Source organism: Bradyrhizobium sp. LB14.3, from assembly GCF_040547985.1.
In the GTDB taxonomy this organism is placed as follows: domain Bacteria; phylum Pseudomonadota; class Alphaproteobacteria; order Rhizobiales; family Xanthobacteraceae; genus Bradyrhizobium.
In genome coordinates, this window is record NZ_JBEPQT010000003.1 from 201,649 (window position 1) to 222,030 (window position 20,382).

23 protein-coding genes and 1 tRNA gene are annotated in these 20,382 nt (G+C 64.0%); 11 read left to right on the forward strand and 13 right to left on the reverse strand.

Annotated elements, in window-relative coordinates; genetic code table 11:
• Nucleotides 1-113: 113 nt before the first annotated feature.
• On the reverse strand, nucleotides 114-1,244 hold the full coding sequence (locus ABIB00_RS08200) for a M20/M25/M40 family metallo-hydrolase (RefSeq protein ID WP_354103989.1): 1,131 nt from the start codon (nucleotides 1,242-1,244) through the stop codon (nucleotides 114-116).
• Between the two features lie 267 nt (nucleotides 1,245-1,511).
• Here ABIB00_RS08200 and ABIB00_RS08205 point away from each other — a divergent pair, with 267 nt between their 5' ends.
• Entirely contained in the window at nucleotides 1,512-3,122 is a 1,611-nt protein-coding gene (locus ABIB00_RS08205; protein ID WP_247446445.1) for an ABC transporter substrate-binding protein, read from the forward strand.
• A gap of 37 nt (nucleotides 3,123-3,159) precedes the next feature.
• Here the strand turns inward: ABIB00_RS08205 and ABIB00_RS08210 are convergent, their stop codons facing one another.
• Complete coding sequence (locus ABIB00_RS08210) at nucleotides 3,160-3,303, reverse strand: hypothetical protein (RefSeq protein WP_354103990.1); 144 nt, start codon at nucleotides 3,301-3,303, stop codon at nucleotides 3,160-3,162.
• 53 nt (nucleotides 3,304-3,356) lie between these two features.
• Between ABIB00_RS08210 and ABIB00_RS08215 the strand changes: the two genes are divergently transcribed.
• Nucleotides 3,357-4,943 carry a glycosyltransferase family 39 protein gene (locus ABIB00_RS08215; RefSeq protein ID WP_354104196.1) on the forward strand — a complete coding sequence of 529 codons (1,587 nt, stop codon included), beginning with the start codon at nucleotides 3,357-3,359 and terminating at the stop codon, nucleotides 4,941-4,943.
• Nucleotides 4,944-5,146: 203 nt separating this feature from the next.
• Here the strand turns inward: ABIB00_RS08215 and ABIB00_RS08220 are convergent, their stop codons facing one another.
• Complete coding sequence (locus tag ABIB00_RS08220) at nucleotides 5,147-6,397, reverse strand: multidrug effflux MFS transporter (protein WP_354103991.1); 1,251 nt, start codon at nucleotides 6,395-6,397, stop codon at nucleotides 5,147-5,149.
• Nucleotides 6,398-6,611: 214 nt separating this feature from the next.
• Nucleotides 6,612-6,700: transfer RNA gene (locus ABIB00_RS08225), tRNA-Leu, on the reverse strand.
• A gap of 172 nt (nucleotides 6,701-6,872) precedes the next feature.
• Between ABIB00_RS08225 and ABIB00_RS08230 the strand changes: the two genes are divergently transcribed.
• Nucleotides 6,873-7,292, forward strand: a complete 420-nt coding sequence (locus ABIB00_RS08230) for a twin-arginine translocation pathway signal (RefSeq protein ID WP_354103992.1) — start codon at nucleotides 6,873-6,875, stop codon at nucleotides 7,290-7,292.
• Between the two features lie 25 nt (nucleotides 7,293-7,317).
• On the opposite strand, the gene ABIB00_RS08235 is transcribed toward ABIB00_RS08230, so the two are convergent.
• Nucleotides 7,318-8,520: an FAD-dependent monooxygenase gene (locus tag ABIB00_RS08235; RefSeq protein WP_354103993.1), complete on the reverse strand. Its 1,203-nt coding sequence runs from the start codon at nucleotides 8,518-8,520 to the stop codon at nucleotides 7,318-7,320.
• A gap of 19 nt (nucleotides 8,521-8,539) precedes the next feature.
• Nucleotides 8,540-8,785 (reverse strand): zinc-finger domain-containing protein, encoded by a 246-nt coding sequence (locus ABIB00_RS08240; RefSeq protein ID WP_007602543.1) that lies wholly within the window; start codon nucleotides 8,783-8,785, stop codon nucleotides 8,540-8,542.
• 307 nt (nucleotides 8,786-9,092) lie between these two features.
• Here ABIB00_RS08240 and ABIB00_RS08245 point away from each other — a divergent pair, with 307 nt between their 5' ends.
• Together ABIB00_RS08245 and ABIB00_RS08250 are read left to right on the forward strand one after the other, a co-directional pair.
• On the forward strand, nucleotides 9,093-10,229 hold the full coding sequence (locus ABIB00_RS08245; RefSeq protein ID WP_354103994.1) for a hypothetical protein: 1,137 nt from the start codon (nucleotides 9,093-9,095) through the stop codon (nucleotides 10,227-10,229).
• Nucleotides 10,230-10,265: 36 nt separating this feature from the next.
• On the forward strand, nucleotides 10,266-11,021 hold the full coding sequence (locus tag ABIB00_RS08250; protein WP_247338830.1) for an alpha/beta fold hydrolase: 756 nt from the start codon (nucleotides 10,266-10,268) through the stop codon (nucleotides 11,019-11,021).
• Here ABIB00_RS08250 and ABIB00_RS08255 read toward each other — a convergent pair.
• Entirely contained in the window at nucleotides 11,007-12,383 is a 1,377-nt protein-coding gene (locus tag ABIB00_RS08255) for a hypothetical protein (protein WP_354103995.1), read from the reverse strand. The two genes, ABIB00_RS08250 and ABIB00_RS08255, sit on opposite strands and share 15 nt — an antisense overlap.
• A 275-nt stretch (nucleotides 12,384-12,658) precedes the next feature.
• Here ABIB00_RS08255 and cysE point away from each other — a divergent pair, with 275 nt between their 5' ends.
• Nucleotides 12,659-13,483, forward strand: a complete 825-nt coding sequence (cysE, locus tag ABIB00_RS08260) for a serine O-acetyltransferase (protein ID WP_247338828.1) — start codon at nucleotides 12,659-12,661, stop codon at nucleotides 13,481-13,483.
• A 188-nt stretch (nucleotides 13,484-13,671) separates the two neighbouring features.
• Nucleotides 13,672-13,890 carry a DUF3126 family protein gene (locus ABIB00_RS08265; RefSeq protein ID WP_027567779.1) on the forward strand — a complete coding sequence of 73 codons (219 nt, stop codon included), beginning with the start codon at nucleotides 13,672-13,674 and terminating at the stop codon, nucleotides 13,888-13,890.
• 15 nt (nucleotides 13,891-13,905) lie between these two features.
• On the opposite strand, the gene ABIB00_RS08270 is transcribed toward ABIB00_RS08265, so the two are convergent.
• Entirely contained in the window at nucleotides 13,906-14,613 is a 708-nt protein-coding gene (locus tag ABIB00_RS08270) for a hypothetical protein (protein ID WP_354103996.1), read from the reverse strand.
• Nucleotides 14,614-14,833: 220 nt separating this feature from the next.
• Here ABIB00_RS08270 and ABIB00_RS08275 point away from each other — a divergent pair, with 220 nt between their 5' ends.
• Nucleotides 14,834-15,163 (forward strand): DUF6949 family protein, encoded by a 330-nt coding sequence (locus ABIB00_RS08275; protein ID WP_247338823.1) that lies wholly within the window; start codon nucleotides 14,834-14,836, stop codon nucleotides 15,161-15,163.
• A gap of 90 nt (nucleotides 15,164-15,253) precedes the next feature.
• Nucleotides 15,254-15,784 (forward strand): gamma carbonic anhydrase family protein, encoded by a 531-nt coding sequence (locus ABIB00_RS08280; protein ID WP_247446455.1) that lies wholly within the window; start codon nucleotides 15,254-15,256, stop codon nucleotides 15,782-15,784.
• Between the two features lie 59 nt (nucleotides 15,785-15,843).
• Here the strand turns inward: ABIB00_RS08280 and ABIB00_RS08285 are convergent, their stop codons facing one another.
• Nucleotides 15,844-16,059, reverse strand: a complete 216-nt coding sequence (locus tag ABIB00_RS08285) for a hypothetical protein (protein ID WP_354104203.1) — start codon at nucleotides 16,057-16,059, stop codon at nucleotides 15,844-15,846.
• 96 nt (nucleotides 16,060-16,155) lie between these two features.
• Here ABIB00_RS08285 and ABIB00_RS08290 point away from each other — a divergent pair, with 96 nt between their 5' ends.
• Together ABIB00_RS08290 and ABIB00_RS08295 are read left to right on the forward strand one after the other, a co-directional pair.
• On the forward strand, nucleotides 16,156-16,473 hold the full coding sequence (locus ABIB00_RS08290; RefSeq protein WP_354103997.1) for a hypothetical protein: 318 nt from the start codon (nucleotides 16,156-16,158) through the stop codon (nucleotides 16,471-16,473).
• Nucleotides 16,474-16,576: 103 nt separating this feature from the next.
• Nucleotides 16,577-16,957, forward strand: coding sequence for a hypothetical protein (locus tag ABIB00_RS08295; RefSeq protein WP_354103998.1), 381 nt, complete (start codon nucleotides 16,577-16,579; stop codon nucleotides 16,955-16,957).
• 177 nt (nucleotides 16,958-17,134) lie between these two features.
• Here the strand turns inward: ABIB00_RS08295 and ABIB00_RS08300 are convergent, their stop codons facing one another.
• From ABIB00_RS08300 to ABIB00_RS08315, 4 genes are all read right to left on the reverse strand, one after another.
• Nucleotides 17,135-17,629 carry a hypothetical protein gene (locus ABIB00_RS08300; protein ID WP_354103999.1) on the reverse strand — a complete coding sequence of 165 codons (495 nt, stop codon included), beginning with the start codon at nucleotides 17,627-17,629 and terminating at the stop codon, nucleotides 17,135-17,137.
• Between the two features lie 176 nt (nucleotides 17,630-17,805).
• Complete coding sequence (locus ABIB00_RS08305; RefSeq protein WP_354104000.1) at nucleotides 17,806-18,537, reverse strand: aspartate/glutamate racemase family protein; 732 nt, start codon at nucleotides 18,535-18,537, stop codon at nucleotides 17,806-17,808.
• Nucleotides 18,537-19,415 (reverse strand): ABC transporter permease, encoded by an 879-nt coding sequence (locus ABIB00_RS08310; RefSeq protein WP_247338811.1) that lies wholly within the window; start codon nucleotides 19,413-19,415, stop codon nucleotides 18,537-18,539. The genes ABIB00_RS08305 and ABIB00_RS08310 overlap by 1 nt, the downstream gene beginning before the upstream one ends.
• A gap of 3 nt (nucleotides 19,416-19,418) precedes the next feature.
• Nucleotides 19,419-20,378, reverse strand: a complete 960-nt coding sequence (locus ABIB00_RS08315) for an ABC transporter permease (protein ID WP_354104001.1) — start codon at nucleotides 20,376-20,378, stop codon at nucleotides 19,419-19,421.
• Nucleotides 20,379-20,382 lie beyond the last annotated feature (4 nt).

Sequence of the window (20,382 nt, forward strand, 5' to 3'; positions counted from 1 at the left end):
CTGCCATCAGCCTAACATTTCAGCAATTCCCGTGCCATCCGGACCACAGTTTTTGCAGTGCGGTCACCCTGTTTTGGCGATTTGGCTCGGTTTTGGTGAGCTGGCGCGCGTTGTCACTCCAGAGTCGCGAGCAGCCCCGCCATCAGCCGGCCGCGTTCGGCCAGGCTCTCGACCTCGATATACTCTTCGAGCGTGTGGCCGTTGCCGCCACGCACGCCCAGGCCGTCGAGAGTCGGGATTCCCCTTGAGCCCGTGAAATTGCCGTCGGAGCCGCCGCCGGAACTCGCATGCGGCAGTTCTGCGCCGAGCGATTTGGCGATACCACGCGCCTTTTCGTAAAGCGCCATGGTGCCGGCATCAGGCTCCCACACGGGACGTGTCACGCCGCGCGTCACCTTGAAGGCGACATCATTGGTTGTACCGGAGAGCGCCAGCATCCTCTCGACGCCGCGATCGAGGTCGGCCTGGCGCTTGGCCATCGACAGCGCCTCGCCGGTGGCGGTCGTGGCAACGCAATTGACCCATTGTCCGCCATGCACGACGCCGACCGAAAAGGTGCAGTCCTCGCTCGTCATCGCGTCGATGGCGAGGATTTGCCGCGCCATCTCGCGAATAGCCGAGCGGCCCGCCGACAAGGTCGCGCCGGCGTGGCTCGGCCGGCCCGTCGCCTCGAGATTGAAGCGCGCGATGGCGTAACGTCCGGTGGTGACGCCGTTGTCGGCGCGGCCGGGCTCGGGCACCAGCACGTATTTATTGCGCGAAGCCTCCGCCTCGATGATATCCCGCGTCGAGGGTGTGCCGACCTCCTCGTCGGGCGTGAACAGCACGGTGATCGGCAGCGGCGTCGTGAACGCGGCGCGGGCCAGTTGGCGGATCGCTTCCAGCGAAAGATAGTTGCCGCCCTTCATGTCGTAGATGCCGGGCCCGTAGCACTTGCTGCCCTCGCGGCGCCATTTCAGCTTCTCGATGGTGCCGATAGGGTGGACGGTATCCATGTGTCCGGCGATCAGAATGCCCGGCTCGCCCTGCTTCGGATGTGGAAAGCGTGCGCGGATCACGCCTCCATAGCCTTGGCGGCCGGCGATGCGCTCGATCGTCGCACCCATGATCGCCATCTCCCGCGCTGCGATATCGAGCATGCGATTCACGGCGCCCGCGTCCCAGGTCGGGCTTTCGCATTCCACCCAGCCGCGCAGGCCCTGGAGCATCGCTTCGGAATCAAAGGGGAGATTGGCTGGATTCATCTCAATGTCTCTCAAGCTTCGGAAGATGGAACGCGCATTGCATCGGCGGGGCGAGACAAGCGGAAAGTGTTGTAGAGCCGAACCGATCCTTGTGGAGCCCGTGCGCGCGCCGCTTGGGCTTGCAGCGAAACCGGATTGACGCGCTCGGCACTGTCTGCAAGTCTCGGAAAGATAAAGGCATTGCATGAGGTTGGTTCGCCTAAAGAACGAACCGGATGCTCAACCAATAACCTGCCTTTGAACAGTTTCACGTCAGGAGAAATTTTTATGTTTAAGTTGATGCGCCGGGGGACTCGCGCGTTCGCCTCCAAACTTGCGCTGTCGGTCGTCGCGCTTTCGACCGCGCTGGCTTCGCCGGCGCTTGCGGCCGGCAAGACCATCACGGCGGTGATGCATTCGGATCTGCGCATCATCGATCCGATCTTCACCACGGCCTACATCACGCGTGACCATGGCTACATGATCTATGACACGCTGGTGGCGCCCGATTCGAACTTCAAGATCCAGCCGCAGATGGCGGACTGGAAGATCTCCGACGACAAGCTCACCTACACCTTCACGCTGCGCGACGGCTTGAAGTGGCATGACGGTGCGCCGGTCACGGCGGAAGACTGCGTTGCCTCGCTCAAGCGCTGGGCCGCTGTCGACGGCATGGGCCAGAAGCTGCTCGACTTCACCGCGAGCATCGAGGCGACCGATGCCAAGACCATCACGCTGAAGCTGAAGGAGCCCTACGGCCTCGTGCTCGACTCGATCGGCAAGCCGTCCTCCCGCGTTGCCTTCATGATGCCGAAGCGCCTCGCCGAGACGCCGCCGGACAAGCAGATCCCCGAGCAGATCGGCTCGGGTCCTTTCAAGTTCGTGCAGTCGGAATTCCAGCCGGGCGTCAAGGCGGTCTACGTCAAGAACACCGACTACGTGCCGCGCAAGGAACCGTCGAGCTGGACCTCCGGAGGCAAGGTGGTGAAGGTCGACCGTGTCGAATGGATCACCATGCCGGACTCGCAGACCGCAGTGAACGCGCTGCAGTCGGGCGACATCGATTTCATGGAGAATCTGCCGTACGACCTGCTGCCGTTGCTGGAGGCGAACAAGGAGATCACGCTCGAGGTCTCGAACAAGTTCGGTTTCCAGACGCTCGGCCGGATGAACTTCCTTTATCCGCCGTTTGATAATGTCAAAGTGCGCCGTGCTGCCTTTCTGGCGATAAACCAGAAGGACGTTCTCGACGCGCTCGTCGGCAACGCCAAATATCAGAAGATCTGCGGCGCCTTCTTCGTGTGCGATACGCCATTCGCGACCGAGGTCGGTGCCGAGACCTTGATCAAGGGCAACGGCATGGCGGAAGCCAAGAAGGCGCTCGCCGAGTCCGGCTATGACGGCACCCCGGTCGTGATCATGGCGCCCGGTGACGTCACGACGCTGAAGGCGCAGCCGATCGTTGCGGCTCAGTTGCTGCGCGAGGCCGGCTTCAAGGTCGACCTGCAAGCGACAGATTGGCAGACGGTGGTGAGCCGCCGCGCCAGCCAGAAGCCGCCGAAGGAGGGCGGCTGGAACATGTTTTTCACGAACTGGGTCGCGGCCGACGTCTCCAACCCGATCGCCAATCTCTCGATCGGCGGCCAGGGCAAGAAGGGCGGCTGGTTCGGCTGGGCGGAAGACGCCAAGATCGAGCAGCTCAAGGACGCTTTCGTCCGCGCGCCCTCGCTCGACGAGCAGAAGAAGATCGCGGCGGACATCCAGAAGGAAGCCTATGAGCAGGTGATCTACATCCCGCTGGGGCAGTATCTCCTGCCGAGCGGCTGGCGCAAATCGCTGACCGGCGTGCTCGACGGTCCCGCGACCCCGCTGTTCTGGAACATCGACAAGTCGGAGTAAGGCGAAGGCGCCTCCTCGGCACCTTTCGTCTGGATCATCATGCGGCGCCGCTGTCATCAGCGGCGCCGTTTTCTTTCGTCGATCTTGCGCGAGCTGAGAAGGCGGACACTTTCAAAATCTTCCAGTTTCCAATCATTGCTATTTGTTTCTGTTCTGAAGTAGATGTGTCGTTCTCGCGCATCACCTTCCTTCCTCCATTTGATTCCCGTGCCGATCGATTTTGCATTCCAGGCGATGGCCGAGCGGTCCGATCGCACGCCGGCGCGATGGCGCCTGCCATTCCTGCGTTGGCTCGACGGTGTCGAGGCGGGCTGGGCCGTGCCGCTTCTCATCGCTTGCTTCGTTGCGATCTGGACGCTCTATCTCGCCGTCGCCTATGCCGGCGGCGGCCTGCATCCTGATACGCTGGAGGCCTGGACGCTGGGGCGGCATTTCGCGTGGGGTTATGACAAGCACCCGCCGTTGACCGGCTGGGTTGCCGCGAGCTGGACCTCCGTCTTTCCGCTCAGCGACTGGTCGCTGCAATTGATGGCGATGGCCAATGCCGGGCTCGCGCTGGTCTTCGTCGATCTGGTCGCGCGTCAATTCGTGAGCGGGCATAAGCGTATCCTGGTGCTCTTGCTCCTGATGCTGACGCCGGCCTATCAATTCCACGCCCAACGCTTCAACGCCAATGCCGTGCTGCTCGCGACGTGGCCGCTGGCGACCTGGTGCTTCCTGCGCGCGTTCGAGACGCGCGCGCCACTGTGGGCCGTCGCGGTGGGATGGACGACGGCGCTGGCAATGGTCGGCAAATATTATTCGATCTTCCTGATCGCGAGCTTCGCGTTTGCCGCGCTGGCGCATCCGGCGCGACGTGCCTATTTCACGTCGGCTTCGCCCTGGATCTCGGTGGTTGTCGGGCTTGCGGCTCTGTCACCGCATCTTTATTGGCTCGCGACGACGGGGGCATCGACCTTCGCCTATGCGCTGAACCATGCCAACGGCAATGCTGCGAGCTCGCTCGGTGAGGTCAGGAACTTCCTGCTGGGGCTGGCGGCGGCCATGAGTGCGTCGGTCGTGCTCTGGGTCCTGATCGCCGGCGCGCGGCTGAAGCAGTTTCCGGCCGATTTCGCCGCGATGAATCCGGGCCTGCGGCTTCTCTTCTATGTTGCCATCGGCACGATTGCGCTGCCGGTCCTGATCTCGCTGGTGATCGGCACCGATCTGCCGTCGCTGTGGGCGTTGCAGGGGTTGTTCCTGTTCGCCGTTCTCGTGGTCTGCGGCACAAGCTACCCGATCCAGCGCTTCTACACCGTCAACCTCACCGTGATCGTGGCCGGCGTCGCGCTCGCGGCTGTCCTCGTCGCTGCGCCGATCCATGCCGTCTATCGCAACGATCACGGTTACGAGGAGGGGCGCAATCTTTACGCGCAGGCGGCCAGCGAACTGACACGCCAGTGGCGCGAACTGACCGGCGAGCCGCTCGCCGCCGTCAGTGGCGACGATTCGCTGGCCTTCGCGACGGCGTTCTACAGCCCGGACCACCCGCACTACGCACGGCCGTTCGCGTATCAAGATGCCTCGGGCTTGCCGCGCAAGACGACGCTGGACCGCGGCTGGGCCGCGCTCTGTTTCCGCGATCAGGATGATTGCAGCCGGTGGATGGAGTTGGTGTCCGGGCGCGCCGGGCACTTCGTCAGGCGGGAGTTCACCGCGCAGGCGCAGCTATGGGGCCGGCCCGGTATCTCGCGGGAAGTGATAGTGATGATGGTGCCGCCCCGTGGAACGCCCGAGAGCGCCGCAGACGATTTCAGCGCCAGCAGACGCGCGGCGGAATAGGCGTCGCGCTCAACAGTGGCTGTCGCGGACCCGCTCGAGCCCTTCGCTCGCGAATGGTACGGTAAAGGCGGGCTTCTCGGCGTTCGACGGCGTGCGTTCCGTCTTGGCTTGTTCCGCGGCATCGTGATCTTTACGGTGTTCCGGTTCCATGGAGCAGCCTTTCAAATTGCTGCAGTACAACATCGAGAACGCCGCGAAGTTCCTCACGCGATAGAGAGATGATGCGGCTTAAACAGCCGTCCCTTTTCCACCACCAGCACGATCGCGAGAGCTGCGAGCGACGACACGAAGAAGCCGACCGAGAACGGCATCAGCGTGCCGTCGAAACTTTGTCCGATCGCCATGCCGACGACGATGCCGATCAACGTCGTGATCGAGCCGTAGAGCGAGGACGCCGTGCCGGCGATGTGGCCCTGCGGCTCCATGGCGAGTGCGGTGAAGTTGGCGACCATCATTCCGAACGAGAACATCATCAGCGCCGAGAGCACCATGAACACGGGAAGCGGCAGCATGCCGAGGCTTTCCGTCAGCAGCATCACAGCCGCGACCGCGGTGTAAAGCGTCAGCGCGCCGTGCGAGATCACGCGCATGCCGAGGGTCCCGACCAGCTTTGCATTGAGGAAGCCGGCAATGGCCGTACCGGCCGCGATCGCAGCGAAGGCGATCGGGAAGTAATGGCCGAGGTGATAGATGCCGGTGAAGACCTGCTGGGCCGAGAAGACATAGGCAAACAGCGCGCCTATGACGCTGCCGGCAGCCGTCGCATAGCCGATGGTCTGGCGGTTGGTCACAGTCTGCCGGAACGCCGAGAGCACGTCGGCAGGCGCCAGCGATCTGCGTTCGGACTCGGGAAGGGTTTCAGGCAGTCGCAGCACGCTCCATGCGAGCGCGAGCAGGCCGTAGAGCATGAGCACGACGAAGATGCCGCGCCACGCCGTCACCAGCAGAACCGCCTGACCGAACGAGGGCGCGATCACGGGCACCGCGATGAACACCATCATGGCGAGCGACATCACGCTCGCCATCCGGCGGCCGACATAGCAGTCGCGCACGATCGAGGTTGCGATCACGCGCGTTGCCGAGGTGCCGAGCCCTTGCAGCGCACGCGCCAGCAGCAGCGTCTCGAACGAAGGCGCCGCGACCGCCAGCACGCTCGCGACCGCATAGACCGCCATGCCGCCGAGCAGCACTGGGCGGCGCCCGAAGCGGTCCGACAATGGGCCCATGACGAACTGGCCGGCGCCGAAGCCGATCAGGAAGGTCGACAGCACCAGCTGAAGATGGTTGGCGACGGGGATATCGAAGGCTGACCCGATATTGGGCAGCGCCGGCAGCATCATGTCCATCGCAAGCGGATTCAGCGCCATGATCGACGCGATCACGATGACGAATTCGGGAAAACCCATCGGACGATGTCCCGCGGACACCCAATCGTCGGCATTGACGTCGGACAAGGAAGCTCACCTCTGATTTCAGAGGCTTTATCTAACGGCCATGCTGCATTGCACAAGCTGTGTTTCGGGATGGCTGGCAGACGGAGCCGGAACGGCACCTGCGAGTGCACCGATGATTGCGTCATCGCCTGCACGCTGAAGGATTGCATGCGGGAGATCGTCATCAGTGCATCTTGTGGATCATGCTGCTGCACGTTCGCGCCGTCAGCTCTCGTGGTGCGGGCAGCCGGGGTCGAACCGGCACAGCGCTTGCGCGCCGAGGGATTTTAAGTCCCTTGCGTCTACCAATTCCGCCATGCCCGCTTGATCCAAAGAGATCAAACACTTAAGTCCCTTCCGGCCGTCTGGAATTGGCGCCTGGTGAGCCGGTCGGGCGGTTCTTCCTTAAGCGAGCCGGCCGCACAAGGCAAAGCCTCAATGCGGACATCTGTTGCTGCTTTAGGCATTCTCAATCCACTGGGACTATTCATCCGGCATGTCAGCTTTGATCCAATATCGCCTGCGCGCGTGCTGCATGGTCGTCGCACTGGTCGCGGCCGGCTTGGCGCTGTCTGGTTGTGCCGGCATGAGCGAGACGGTCGCCCCGGCCTTTGCCGATCCCGCCAAATACGAATTGTACGAGTGCAAGCAGCTCGAGTCGGAGCGCAAGACGCTCGCCACCCGCACCGCGGACTTGCAGAGGTTGATGGACAAGGCGCAGACGGGCACCGGCGGCGCCGTCGTGTCAGAGCTCGCCTATCGCAACGAATACATCTCGGTGCGCGGGCAGGCGCAGCTAGCCGAAGACGCCTGGCGTCGCAACAAGTGCCGGGAAACGCCGCCCGAGGCGACACCGGCCGCCGCGCCCGCGCCTGGCGCCAAGCCTACCCCGAAATCCGCAAGATCGGTGCGCTGAGACATCGCGCCGACGGCGGCTCGCATCAGGGACGCCAGTCGTAGATCCAGTCCTGCCGCGCCAGCATGCGGTCGGGGCCGAGCGTGCGGATCGCAAGATCGCGTGCGAACGCGAGCGGCCCACTGAAATGATAGATGCGGCCCTGCTGCCGCGCCGTCCGCTGCACCCGCCACACGCGCGTCTGGCGCGCACGGCCGTATTGTCTCAGTGCAGCAGCGATGCCCGCGGTGCTCTCGGCGGTCTCAAGGGTCAAATGCTGCGCGAGCACGGCGGCATCCTCGATCGCCATGCCGGCGCCCTGGGCCGCAAACGGCAGCATCGCATGCACGGCGTCGCCGAGCAGTGCGACCGGGCCTTTGCTCCAGGGGCAGTCGTCAGGCACGCCGAACAGCGCCCATTTCCGCCAGCTATCGACCGTGGCGAGCATCATCCGCGCCGCCGGCGGCCAGCGCCGCGCGCCGAAGGCTTCCATCACCTCGACGGGATCGCCGGGCGTGCTCCAGCCCGGCCTGTTCCAAGTGCCCGGCAGCACCGCGACCACGTTGATCTGGCGTCCGCCTGCGATCGGGTAGGCGACGAGATGGGCGTTCGGCCCCATCCAGAGCTGGACCCGGCGCGCGGTGTAGTCCTTCGGCAGTTGCGTGGCATCGAGCGTGCCGCGCCAGGCGATCAACCCGGAGAAGCGCGGCTGCACCTCGGGAAACAGATGCTGGCGCACCGTCGACCAGATGCCGTCGGCGCCGATCAGCGCACTGGCGAGATCGCTGCGGCGGATCGTGCCGCTGCGATGGACGACCGTCAGCCCCTTGGCGTGAGGCGCGACGTCTTCGAAGGTCGCGCCGAGTTTCAGGTCGATATCGGGATGGTCGGCGACTGCGCCGGCGAGGGCGGATTGCAGGTCGGCGCGGTGCACCACCCAATAGGGGGCGCCGGCGCGCGCGGCGGCAGCTTCTCCCAGCGGCATGCGCAAAAGTTCGCCGCCGGCCCGCGCGCTCATGATCGAGACCGCCTCCGGGGTCACGGCGCGCAGCTTGAGCCGCTCGGTGAGGCCGAGCTCGACCAGCACGCGGCTGGCATTGGGGGAGAGTTGCAGACCGGCGCCGACTTCCTCGAGCCGCTCGGCCTTTTCCAGCACGACGATGCGGAAGCCGCGGGCCGCGAGCGCAAGCGCAGCCGTCAGTCCACCTATGCCGGCACCGGCAATGACAATGGTTCGGGAGAGCGCCACCCCTGACCGATGGCAGCGGTCAGGCCACCTTGTCCTTCAGGACGCATTCCGGCGGACGGGCTTCGCCCGCCTTCAGGTCGGCGGCGAAGCGGTACAGCGTCGAGCAGTAGGGACAGATGATCTCGTTGTCGTTGCCGAGGTCGAGGAAGACGTGCGGATGGTCGAACGGAGGGTTGGCGCCCACGCACATGAACTCTTGCGAGCCGATTTCGATGACGGGGACACCGGCATCGTTATGGAAGTGCGGGACGACATGGTCGGACATCGTAGTTCATCCTGGAGTGGCAATGGCAGCAGATACAATCACGACAGACGCGGCATCATTATGGCGCCGCGGACCATACTGGCGGGTCAAGATGATTGCTAGTCCAGCGGAACCGAAAGTCCGCAATTGCCCCATGCTCGTTTTGCTCATGCAAATTCGACACAATCTTGCGGCTTGAGAGAAGCCCTTCTTTCGTCGGGGACGTTGTGTCGCAACTTTGGCATACTATGTCGGTGGGCGAGCGCAATTGCGACGAAAGACGAACCGTCAAGGCATCAACGATCTCAGGACCGTCCAGGTTTTCCGCATGAAATGGCTGCGAATCAGCACAGCGTTGACCGGTATTGCGGCATGCGGCTTCATGCTCGCGCAGGTAGCACCGCATGCGCGCGAGGCCGGCGCGATTTTGGCCGCCCAGGAGGATCCCGCCGCGCTCTCCGAACTCAAGCTCGATGCGCTGCTGCGGCAAAACGATCGTCTGATTCAGAACAACATCGAGGCCGCGCTCGCATCGGGCGACGCCGATCTCGCGGACAGTTTTGTCGCGTTGGCGGGCGACCGCAACGTCGCGCTGCCTGACGACCTCCTGAGCCGCGTCAGCGACGCGGTCAAAGACGAAAATTCCACCTCGCATTTCGCAAAACGGTTTGCCGCCGGGCTCGTCACCGGCAACGCGGACGATGTTGCGAGCCTGTCGGGAACCGTGGCCGGCGATCTCTTCGTGATCGGCGACATCAGGGACGTCGTCCGCGAAGGCAAGCATCTCGCCATGGGTGAGGAGACCGATCGCCTGGTGCTGGGCCTTGCGGCCGCTGGTCTCGCGGTCACGGCCGTGACCTACGTCTCCGTCGGCGGCGCCGCGCCGGTGCGCGCCGGGCTGACGCTGGTGAAGGACGCGCGCAAGGTGGGGCGACTCGGCGAAGGACTCGCGGCATGGGCCGGCCGGTCCGCGCGCGAGGTCGTCGATACCCCGATGCTCCAGAACGCGGTCGCCTCCGGCTCGGTGTTGCGGCCGGGCCAGACCGTGAGCGCGATCAAAACCGCGTTCCGCGCCGAGAAGGCCGGCGCACTGGTTCGGCTCGGCAAGGATGTCACGCGTGTCGTCGAGAAGACCGGCACGCGCGGCGCAATGGATAGCTTGCGTATCGCCGAAGGCCCCAAGGATGTCGCACGCGCGGCCCGGCTCGCGGAAGCGCAGGGCGGCAAGACGCGCGCGATCATGAAGCTGTTCGGCCGCGGCGCGCTGCTGCTGATCGGCGGCGCGTTCAATCTCGCACTCTGGCTGTTTGGTGCGGCCCTGACGCTGTTCGGCCTGTTGTCGTCGATCAAGGCGACGACGGAGCGCCTGACCCAGGCCTGGTGCGATCGCAGACGGACGCGGCGACTTCGCCGGGCCCAAATCGCAGCCGAAGCCGCTCTGGCAAGCGCTGCCGTCACGGCCTAAGATCGACTTCTTCCCCTCAAGATTGCGGAACTGATGATGCCGAGCTTTCACAACGGCGCCGTTGAAATCGCCTATCTCGACGAAGGCGAGGGCGATCCGATCATCCTGGTGCACGGCTTTGCCTCCAGCAAGAACGTGAACTGGGTCTATCCGACTTGGGTCTCGGAGCTGCGCAAAAACGGTCGCCGCGTCATTGCGCTCGACAATCGCGGCCATGGCGAAAGCGCAAAGCTCTACGAGCCCTCGCAGTACTCGATCCCCACCATGGGCGGCGACGTGCTCGCGCTGATGGATCATCTCGCCATCCCGCAGGCCGATCTCATGGGCTATTCGATGGGTGGACGGATGACGGCTTGGCTCTCCCTCAACGAGCCGCAGCGCCTGCGTTCGGCAATCCTCGGCGGCATCGGCATCGGCGGCCTGATCGAGGGCACCGGGCCCGGCGAGAACGTGGCGAAGGCGTTGGAAGCGCCCTCGCTCGACGACGTCACCGATCCCGTCGGGCGCACTTTTCGTGCTTTTGCAGACCAAACCCGTTCCGACCGCAAGGCACTCGCCGCCTGCCTGCGCGGCACGCGCGACCTCATGACGAAGGACGAGGCCGCGCGGATCGATTTGCCCGTGCTGATCGCGGTTGGCAGCACCGACGACGTCGCGGGCTCGGCCAGCGCACTCGGTGCCATCATCCCGGGTTCGGAAGTGCTCGACATTCCGAACCGCGATCACATGCGTGCGGTCGGCGACAAGGTCTACAAGACCGGCGTACTCGATTTCCTGTCACGCCGCAGCTGAGGTCTCGTCCGCCGGTTCGTCGTTGCTCAAGCGCCGCGCCAGTGCCATCAACACCACGAAGGTAGCAACCCACACCATCCGCGCGCCATAGCGGTCGTGTGGTCCGGAAATCACGCCGCAGATGAAGGCGTTGCCGAGCAGTGCCAGCCCGACGGTTGCCGCCAGCAATGTCAGATCGTCGAGCCGGCGGTTCCTGAGCGAAAGCGCGAGCAACACGACCAGCGCCAGCATCGAGGCCAGCGCGACGGGAACGTGCAGCCAGTTGACTTCGTCGAAATTGACAGCCCAGTGCTGCTGGCGCGCCGCGCGCATCTGCGCGACCTGCGCGGGGATGTAGCGCTCGATGACGCCATAGGTGTGCGGGATCCAGCCATTGGTGCCTTCGCCGGTCGCCACATGCAGCAATTGCTGGCCCATGGCTTTCAAGGCTGCGCCGGCCTGCCACGCCGGATAGTCGGTGAGCGAATGCACGACGATGGTGCCCATCTCGTCGTTCATGCCTTCGAAGCGGCCGAGCGTGTTGAACATGCTCTTGCCCCACAGGAATTCGTCGGCGGTCGCCGGCAATTCGTTGCGATAGGGACAGAGCTTGTAGCGCTCGCGCGGGCAATGGTCGTTGAGGTAGCGCGCGACGATGCCGTCCTGCATCATGCGGCCGAACGCGACGCCGTAGCCGCCGGGGGTCCAGGCCCATTTGCCCGACAAGGCATGGTTCGCCGACACCAGCATCAGGCCGCCGGCGACGATCGTCATACTCGCTTGAGCCAATCCGGCGATCGGAAGCCGGCGCCCCAGCAACGGCCGCACCATCCAGCCGGCGACGCAGAGCCCGAGCAGCACGCCGAGCGTGGCGCTGTGGGTCGCGGCAGCAAAGGCGGTGAAGACGAACAGCGAGATTTTCTCGAGCACGGAGGTCCGCGGTCCAGCGACGACCAGCAGGAACAGCGATAGCACGGACAGCCCTGCAAAGATGTCGGTGAGCAGCATGCTGGCAAGCCAGGGCAGCGCGGTCGACAGGATCAAGAGCAGGCTGATCGCGACGAAGCGGAACGTCTGCATCAGGCCGAGCACGCGCAAGGTGAGCTGCAGCAGCCACAGCGTTGCCACCGACTGGACCGCGAGGTTGATCCAGAAACCAAAACTCTCGCCATAATGCAGATAGAGGCCGAACACGGTGGAGCGGCTCGGGACGAGATAGCCCTCGTACCAGCGCGCCAGATAGCCGCCGGTATCCCACTGCAACAGCGGATAGCCGTTCCAGAACGCCGGTGCGATCATCATGAGCGGCAGGGCCATCGCGGCCAACCGCAGCCAGAATGAGCCCGCGGCCCCCGCGCGCAAATGATCGGTGGTGGTGGTCAAATCCGCTCCGTCCTCGCGCGGACCATGCCCGCAATCACCGTTGAGGCGGAATTCACCAATAGTTTGACGCCGCCCGGCTTGAATTTGGCGAAACCCTGACCATTTTGAGCCGACCTTGCCGCTTGGGGCGTCAGAATAAGTAGTTGTGATTCAACGCGTTGGCATACTTTCGCGGGACAACGCACTGTTCACTCTCAGGCAAGCCCGTCGGGACTTTGTCGCCTAGACTGTGTTATAGAGCCAGCAAAACTAGCCAATTCGAAAGAACAGATCCCATGGCAGTGCATCAGGTCAATCCGGGAGGGAAGCTCGCAACGCTTGATCCGATCTGGGATCGGATCCGCGGCGAAGCTGAGGACATCGTCCACCGCGAGCCGGAGCTTGCGACCTTCATCTATTCGACGGTGCTGCATCACAGCCGCCTGGAAGATGCCGTGATCCATCGTGTCGCCGACCGGCTCGATCACTCCGCGCTGTCGGGCGATCTCGTGCGCCAGACCTATGACGAGGCGCTGCGCGACGATCCCGATCTCGGCAACGCCTTCCGCGCCGATCTCGTCGCCGTCTACGACCGCGACCCCGCGACCTCGCGCTTCATCGATCCCTTGCTCTACTTCAAGGGCTTTCACGCCATCCAGACCCATCGCCTCGCGCACTGGCTCTGGCTGAAGGGCCGCAAGGATTTTGCGTATTATCTCCAGAGCCGCGCGTCTGCGGTGTTCCAGACCGACATCAATCCTGCCGCGCGCATCGGCCGCGGCATCTTCCTCGACCACGCCACCGGCTTCGTCTGCGGTGAGACTGCCGTGATCGAGGACGACGTCTCGATCCTGCACGGCGTCACGCTCGGCGGCACCGGCAAGGAGAACGAGGACCGCCATCCGAAAATCCGTCACGGCGTCCTGATCGGCGCCGGCGCAAAAATCCTCGGCAACATCGAGATCGGCCATTGCGCGCGCATCGCGGCCGGCTCGGTCGTGGTCAAGCCCGTGCCGCACAACGTCACGGTCGCGGGCGTGCCCGCCAAGGTCGTCGGCGAAGCCGGCTGCGCCGAGCCGTCGCGCACCATGGATCAGATGATCAACGCCATGGGACTCTGAGACGGGACTCTGAGACGGGGCTTTGAGATGGGACTCTGAGATGGGACTCTGAGACGGGACTTTGAGCTTGTCAGAAGGGTCGGATTTTCCGGCCCTTTGGTCCCCAAATTCTTTGGCAATTCATGCTGGCGGTTGGTCGCGTCTCGTCCTAAAACCCCGCCAACCCAGATTTCGATTGGAGACTTACCGTGGACGTCAAGGAAGTTAGGAAGCTCGACGCGTACTTGAAGCGCGTATTCGGCAATTCCAAGATCCGCGTCGTGCCGCGGCCGAAGAAGGATGATTCCGCCGAGGTTTATATCGGCGAGGAATTCATCGGCGTGCTCTTCGTCGACGACGAGGACGACGATCGCTCGTTCCAGTTCCAGATGGCGATCCTCGAGGACGATCTCGTCGATCAGGAATAATCGTCACCACGAGTGTTAGAGCCGCGGCCCGCGCAACTGCGCGGCGAGCCGGTCCATCGCTTCCGCCGCATCGCGCCATTGCGAGAGCCAACTCCGCGGAAAGCGGAAGGTGAGGTCGGCGCCGCCGACGCGGCGTTCGGACAGGCACATGCCGGGCGTCGCTGCATCGCGCGTACAGCGCGCGGTCAGCACGGGACTTGCAGCAGAATAGAAATCCTCGCTGCCGTAAGGCGTATCGGCGCGGAACATCCGCATCGTCAGCCCGTCCGCGGGCATCGCCGCAGCCTGGTCGAGATAGCGCGGATATATCGTGGCGGTACGCTGCTCGGGCGAGAGCGCATCGCGATGCGCGGCGATCGACAGGAAGATGCGGTCGATCGGCTGCATTGCCGCATCCACGCTATCGGCGGTGACGTGCTTCGGCGCGCCCGGCGGTTCCAGCGAAGGGTACAGGAAGTCGAGATCGATCCGCTCCTGCGGCCCGGAGTGGCGCTGGATCTTCATGCGGATCGCTGTCATCGGCAGGTTGAACAGCGTACCGCCGACGCTCACCGGCAGCTTGTCCGGGGCGTTCGCGCCGCTACTGCCCCAGGTCGGCCACAACAAATAGGCGACGAGCGCGACCGCGCACACCGCGGCCGCGCCGCCGAGCACGATCGGGACGACATGCGCCCGGGTTCGCGTTCGGGGGGACTGAGGAGAGGTTGCCGAAAACACCGTCATGAGCCGCGCGAATGAGTCCGAAGTCGGCCGATGGCCGACGAATCAGCCGCGAATATGCCACGCGGCGGCGATTTCGCGGAGCGTTCGCCGGCTGCGGGAAAGGGAGAGGGGCCTGCGCGGGATGGCCGGCGGCGTTAACCTTCCCTTAAGGATAATGTAGCGTTAATCAGCCCTATTTGTCACAGGAAGGCTCCGGCGTTGCGTAAGGCGGACCGTTCCGATGACACCTGAAGCTCTCAACACTTTCTTCTCCATCTTCATCGGTTTTGCGCTCGCGGGCGCACTCGTGAGCGGATACCAGGCGGTCGCACAGCGGCCTGCCGGCTTCGGCCTGCTGCAGGACGGCGTGGCGCCGAAGACCTTCGCGGCGGTTCCGTTCCTGGTGTTCGCGGCGCCCTTCATCATCATGCGCAACACCCTGCGCGGCATGCAGGTGGAAAGCCGCCGAGTCGAGTTCGTGATGATGGCGACCGTCATCGCCGGCTTCTGGAGCATGATGAGCGGCACCTTCTTCCTGATGACGCTGCGCGCGGCCGGCGTTCTGGTCTGATGCGCGCGCTTTAAGAGCTGCCGGCGCGGCGGCCCTTTGCGTCGAGGCCTCCGTTTCGCTATGCCAGTCTTAGCGTGACAGGAGACCCTCATGGCGATCTACGAGCTCGACGGGCAGGCGCCCGACCTTCCCGCCGACGGCAATTACTACATCGCGGAGACCGCCACCGTGATCGGCCGCGTGCGGCTGAAGCCGGGTGCGAGCGTCTGGTTCGGTGCCGTGCTGCGCGGCGACAATGAGTGGATCGAGATCGGCGAGGGTGCCAACGTACAGGACGGCTCGACCTGCCACACCGACCTCGGCTTTCCCCTCGTCATCGGCAGCAACTGCACGGTCGGCCACAATGTCATCCTGCACGGCTGCACCATCGAGGAGGGCGCGCTCATCGGCATGGGCTCGATCGTGATGAACGGCGCCAGGATCGGCCGCAACAGCATCGTTGGCGCCGGGTCCGTCATCACCGAGGGCAAGGAATTCCCCGAACGGTCCCTGATCATCGGCTCGCCGGCGCGCGTGATCCGCACGCTCGACGACAGCCAGGTCCAGAAGATGGGGAGCGCAGCCAGATTCTATGCCGCAAACGGTCCTCGGTTCGCCAAGGGCCTGAAACGGATCGGCTGAGATGCACGCAGGCCGTGCGCGGCCGGCATTTGGTTTCGTACCGTAGAAACACCCGCGCGTCAGCTTCCCTCGGACTCGCTCGCTTCGATCGCGCCGGCGACCTTCTCGTGCCCGGCGGCCCACAACGCATGCTCGTTGCTGCCGTCCCGGTATGGATTGGCTGCTGCCGGGATGTTCTCGCGCGCGGAACGTTCGCCCTCTGCAAGAGGATCGCGATCCGTCATCGTGATTTCGCCTGTCTGTTTTGCCGCGTCAAACGCGTTTGGTTTGGGCATGATCGTGCCTGCCTTGCCGCTTTCAAGTTGATGCAACGGCCTTTGTTCCGGAACCGGCCTTGGCTGCGGCCGTTGACCGGCGAAGGAGAATTTCCGATGGCCAGATTGTCCACAGTCCTCCTCAGGACCGTCCTCGTGATCTTTGTCCTTGCGGCGATGCCGGCCGTATCGTTCGCGCAAGCGACCGGCGGCGCAACCGGCTCCGCTGGATCGACCGGCACGGGTAGTGGTGGTGTCTCAAACTCTCCCGCTTCGCCACCCGGCACCAACAGCCTGGGTACGGCGCAATCATCTGGTGGTTCGCCCAGCGTCACCACCGGCACCGGCACCGGCGCAGGTGAGGCTGATGCCACCGTCAACACCGAGAACCGGCTGCTCGACAAGAAGCTCAAGAGCATCTGCCGCGGCTGCTGATGCTCGCGCGGAAGTGAGGCAGTATAGCTGTCCGGAATGCCCAAGGGACGCTAGCTTGGTCCTGCTTTGAGGCGTGGAGCGTGTCCACGCGGAGGATCGAGTGATGTTACGCAAGATGATGATGGCGGCGCTGGCCGTCGCGATAGTCGGGCTGTCGGCCCCAGAGGCGGCCCAGGCGCGCGGCGGTTTCGGTCACGGTGGCGGCGGCTGGGGCCACGGCGGCGGTTGGGGCCATGGCGGTGGCTGGGGTCATGGCGGCGGCTGGCGTGGCGGCGGCTTCTGGCCGGGAATCGCGATCGGGGCGGGTATCGCCGGAGCCGGCTACTACGGCGGCTATTACGGCTACGGCCAACCCTATTACGGCAATTCGTATTACTATGGTACCGGCTACGACGATGGTGGCTATGGCGGCTGCTACGTCGTGCGGAAGCGCGTCATGACGCCGTCAGGCTGGCGTATCCGCCGTGTGGATGTCTGCGAATAGGCGCTGTACCCATCAAAAAACAAGGTCGTCGACGCAGTATACCGTCAACGACCTTGCCAGCCCCGGACATTGAAATCGGCTCACGCCATCCGGTAACGGCTAGCATCGCTCAGATTCATACTGGCGAATGTGATCCAGTTCACAAGTCAAAGAATTTAAAGCTGCGTCGCGAGCAGCTCAGCCGCGCGAGCGCTTGCGCGCGCTGGCGTGGACGCGCTGCCGCACCGGTTTCCTGCGGGTAACCGAGGGGGTCTCCACCTCGGTCGTCCGGACGCTGGCAAAGGACTGCCGCAGGCCGTCGATCGACTCGTTCAGCGTTGCGACCTGCTCGGACAGGCGCTTGGTGTCGGCCTGCTGGAATGCGAGCAACCGCTTCACCGTCTGGAGCTGGTCCTGCACGACCTGGAGTTGGTCGATCGATTCCTGCTGGGTCGCCTCCAGTCCCTTGGTCTTCTCGACCAGCTGCTCGGAGGCCTGTGCGGTGCGGGCCTGAAGCTGCCGCGACGCCACCACCCGGTCGGTCTCAGGAGCTGAGCCGGTATAGGCGCGCCAGATCGCGATCGAGGTCATGCCGGCGATCAGCAGGAAGAGGGCGGCGGCGGTCAGCGCGATGGGCTGGGCACCGAGACGAAGAAGGGGGTTGGGCGGTGCGTCCTCTGCGAGATCGATCATCGCTGACAAACCCAAATTGAAACTTGGTGACTGGCGAAAACCGGCAACCCTGAGGTCACCGGGGTGTCCCGAAAGCGTTACGTTTCGGCAAGGAATGGGACCAAAAAGAGGCTAAGAGCAAAAAAAGCCAGCAAACACAGGCCTTGAGACCTCCGAAGGTCTCATCAGGGTAGGGATCAGGGCTGAAACGGCGAAAACGGCCCGGAATAAGGCTTCGATCGCGGCGCCGCGTAGGGCCCGAGCCGGGAGGTCTTCAGCCCCAGGCGCACCAGTGATTCCGCCAAGGTCACTGCGGCGGCGACGCCGTCGATCACGGGCAGGCCGTGCGTGGCGGCGAGTTCTGCAGCGAGATCGGCCATGCCGGCGCAACCGAGCACGATGGCCTCCGCGCGGTCGTCGCGGATCGCGGCTGTGATCTCCGCGGAGATTTTTGCGAGCGCATCAGTATTGCGCTCCTCAAGCGCGAGCACCGGCACCTCGGCAGCGCGGACGCGGGCACAGCGCTCGATGAGACCGTACCTCTTAAGATTATGCTCGATCGGCACGATGGAGACACCGAGCGTCGTGACCACGGCGAAGCGCGCGGCGATCAGGCTCGCCATGTGGAAGCCCGCTTCGCCAATGCCGATCACCGGTGCCGTCGCGATCGCGCGCGCGGCGTCGAGGCCGGTGTCGTCGAAGCAGGCGATGATGTGGGCGTCCGCGCCGTCGCGATCGGCGTCGCGGATGCAGCCGAGCATGCCGGGCACCGCAAAGGCCTCGTCGTAAAATCCCTCGATCGAGACCGGGCCCATCGCCGGCTGGCGCGCATCGATCAATGTGTCGGGCAGGGCGATCGCGCGCGCGGCAGCGGCGATCTTCGTCGTCATCGACGCCGTAGTGTTGGGATTGACGACGTGAAGCCGCATCAGACAAGTCCCTTGCCGGCGTCCGAGCCCTTCGCCGCCTGCCGCTTGTTGAGCATGTGGATGGTGCCGAGCGCAAGCGTGATCACCGCAAAAGACACCGCGGAGATGATGGTGCCGAGCGCATAGATATCCGGGTTCGTCACCGTCGTGGTAAGGCCCTGGAGATCGAGCGGCAATGTATTCACCGCGCCGATCGCCTGACTCGAGCGCGCCAACTCGTCCCAGGACAGCGTGAATCCGAACAGGCCGATGCCGATCACCGACGGCAGGATGATCGGCAGCACGACATGACGGAAGGCCTGCCACGGCGTCGCACCGAGGTCGCGTGCGGCTTCTTCGAGCCGGGGATCAAAGCGGTTGAAGATCGCGAACATGATGAGCAGGCCGAATGGCAGCGTCCAGGTCAGATGTGCGCCGAGGCCCGAGGTCAGCAGGCCCATCGAGGTCTCGAAGTTCTCGTTCCAATGCGCCTTGATCAGATCGTCGATGATGCGGAATTCAAGCGAGATGCCGAGTGAGGTGATGATCGAGGGAACGATGAGGCTCGCGATCGCCGAATAGAACAAGATGCTTTGCGCCTTGAACTTCCTGCGGAACGCCATGCCGGCAGCAACCGACAGCACGACGGTAACGATCATCACGATGATGCCAAGCAGCAGCGAACGGCGAAAGGCCGCGCCGAGATCGACGATGCCGGTTCCCTGGAACAGTTTTGCGATCCAGAAGGTCGAGACGCCGTTCATCGGGAAGGTGAGGCCGCCCTGCGGCCCCTGGAACGACAGGACGTAGATCGCGATCATCGGGCCGTAGAGGAACAGCGTGTAGGCCGCGAAGAAGATCGCGAGCACGTAGAAGCTGCGCGGGCGTCCCTCCTTCATCGCCTATAGTTCCTTCTTGATGTCGACGATGCGCGACATCATGGTGATGATCAGGAAGGTGATGACGAGCAGGATCACGGCGTTTGCGGCCGCTGCCGGGAATTGCAGCGCGTTCACCCGCGTCTCGATGATCTTGCCGGCCGCCGCGATCTGCTGGCCGCCCATCACGCCGATGGTGATGAAGTCGCCCATCACGATGGTAATGACGAAGATCGAGCCGATTACGATGCCGGGTTTGGCCAGCGGGATGATGACGTTGACGAGCGTCTGGAAGCCGGTGGCGCCGGCGTCATAGGCGGCCTCGATCAGCGACTTGTCGATGCGCACCATCGAATTGAAGATCGGCACCACCATGAAGAAGGTGAAGAGGTGGACCAGCGCCAGCACCACGGAGAATTCGGAGAATAGCAGCCATTCCAGCGGCTGATTGATCGCACCGGTCTTGACCAGACCGGAATTGACCAGGCCGTTGCGCCCGAGCAGCGGGATCCAGGCGATCATGCGGATCACGTTGGAGGTCCAGAACGGGATCGTGCAGAGCAGCGACAATCCCATCTGCCAGGTCCTGGACTTGACGTGGAAGGCCAGGAAATAGGCGACCCAGAAGCCGATGAACAGCGCGATTGCCCAGACCAGGAAGCACAGCTTCAGCGTTTTCAAATAGGTCTTGGCGATGGTGCAGAGATCGGGGAGCTGCGCGATGCAGCCCTCGAACGTGTCGGTGTAGCCGCGGCCGGAGAAGGCCGGCAGCAACTGGTATTCGTTGTAGTCCCAGAAGGAGACGATGACGACGAAGACCAGCGGGATCAAGAAGAAGGCGAGAAACACCAACATCATCGGCCCGGCCTGAAGCCAAGAGACGAAGGATGGCGACAGGCGCGGCGCTTTCGCGGCGCGCGCTGTGCCTGATCCCCGGACGAGGTCCGGGGATGCCTGTTGCAGGATGTCCTCCGACGTGTCCATCAAA

Coding starts and splice junctions, on each gene's coding strand:
- ABIB00_RS08310 (WP_247338811.1), bottom strand. CDS start 19,415: ATGAAGGAGGGACGCCCGCGCAGCTTCTACGTGCTCGCGATCTTCTTC.
- ABIB00_RS08285 (WP_354104203.1), bottom strand. CDS start 16,059: ATGCCCAAACCAAACGCGTTTGACGCGGCAAAACAGACAGGCGAAATC.
- ABIB00_RS08270 (WP_354103996.1), bottom strand. CDS start 14,613: ATGACGGTGTTTTCGGCAACCTCTCCTCAGTCCCCCCGAACGCGAACC.
- ABIB00_RS08250 (WP_247338830.1), top strand. CDS start 10,266: ATGCCGAGCTTTCACAACGGCGCCGTTGAAATCGCCTATCTCGACGAA.
- ABIB00_RS08290 (WP_354103997.1), top strand. CDS start 16,156: ATGGCCAGATTGTCCACAGTCCTCCTCAGGACCGTCCTCGTGATCTTT.
- ABIB00_RS08315 (WP_354104001.1), bottom strand. CDS start 20,378: ATGGACACGTCGGAGGACATCCTGCAACAGGCATCCCCGGACCTCGTC.
- ABIB00_RS08210 (WP_354103990.1), bottom strand. CDS start 3,303: ATGCGCGAGAACGACACATCTACTTCAGAACAGAAACAAATAGCAATG.
- ABIB00_RS08300 (WP_354103999.1), bottom strand. CDS start 17,629: ATGATCGATCTCGCAGAGGACGCACCGCCCAACCCCCTTCTTCGTCTC.
- ABIB00_RS08230 (WP_354103992.1), top strand. CDS start 6,873: ATGTCAGCTTTGATCCAATATCGCCTGCGCGCGTGCTGCATGGTCGTC.
- ABIB00_RS08240 (WP_007602543.1), bottom strand. CDS start 8,785: ATGTCCGACCATGTCGTCCCGCACTTCCATAACGATGCCGGTGTCCCC.
- ABIB00_RS08245 (WP_354103994.1), top strand. CDS start 9,093: ATGAAATGGCTGCGAATCAGCACAGCGTTGACCGGTATTGCGGCATGC.
- ABIB00_RS08205 (WP_247446445.1), top strand. CDS start 1,512: ATGTTTAAGTTGATGCGCCGGGGGACTCGCGCGTTCGCCTCCAAACTT.
- cysE (WP_247338828.1), top strand. CDS start 12,659: ATGGCAGTGCATCAGGTCAATCCGGGAGGGAAGCTCGCAACGCTTGAT.
- ABIB00_RS08295 (WP_354103998.1), top strand. CDS start 16,577: ATGTTACGCAAGATGATGATGGCGGCGCTGGCCGTCGCGATAGTCGGG.
- ABIB00_RS08280 (WP_247446455.1), top strand. CDS start 15,254: ATGGCGATCTACGAGCTCGACGGGCAGGCGCCCGACCTTCCCGCCGAC.
- ABIB00_RS08215 (WP_354104196.1), top strand. CDS start 3,357: ATGGCCGAGCGGTCCGATCGCACGCCGGCGCGATGGCGCCTGCCATTC.
- ABIB00_RS08200 (WP_354103989.1), bottom strand. CDS start 1,244: ATGAATCCAGCCAATCTCCCCTTTGATTCCGAAGCGATGCTCCAGGGC.
- ABIB00_RS08305 (WP_354104000.1), bottom strand. CDS start 18,537: ATGCGGCTTCACGTCGTCAATCCCAACACTACGGCGTCGATGACGACG.
- ABIB00_RS08275 (WP_247338823.1), top strand. CDS start 14,834: ATGACACCTGAAGCTCTCAACACTTTCTTCTCCATCTTCATCGGTTTT.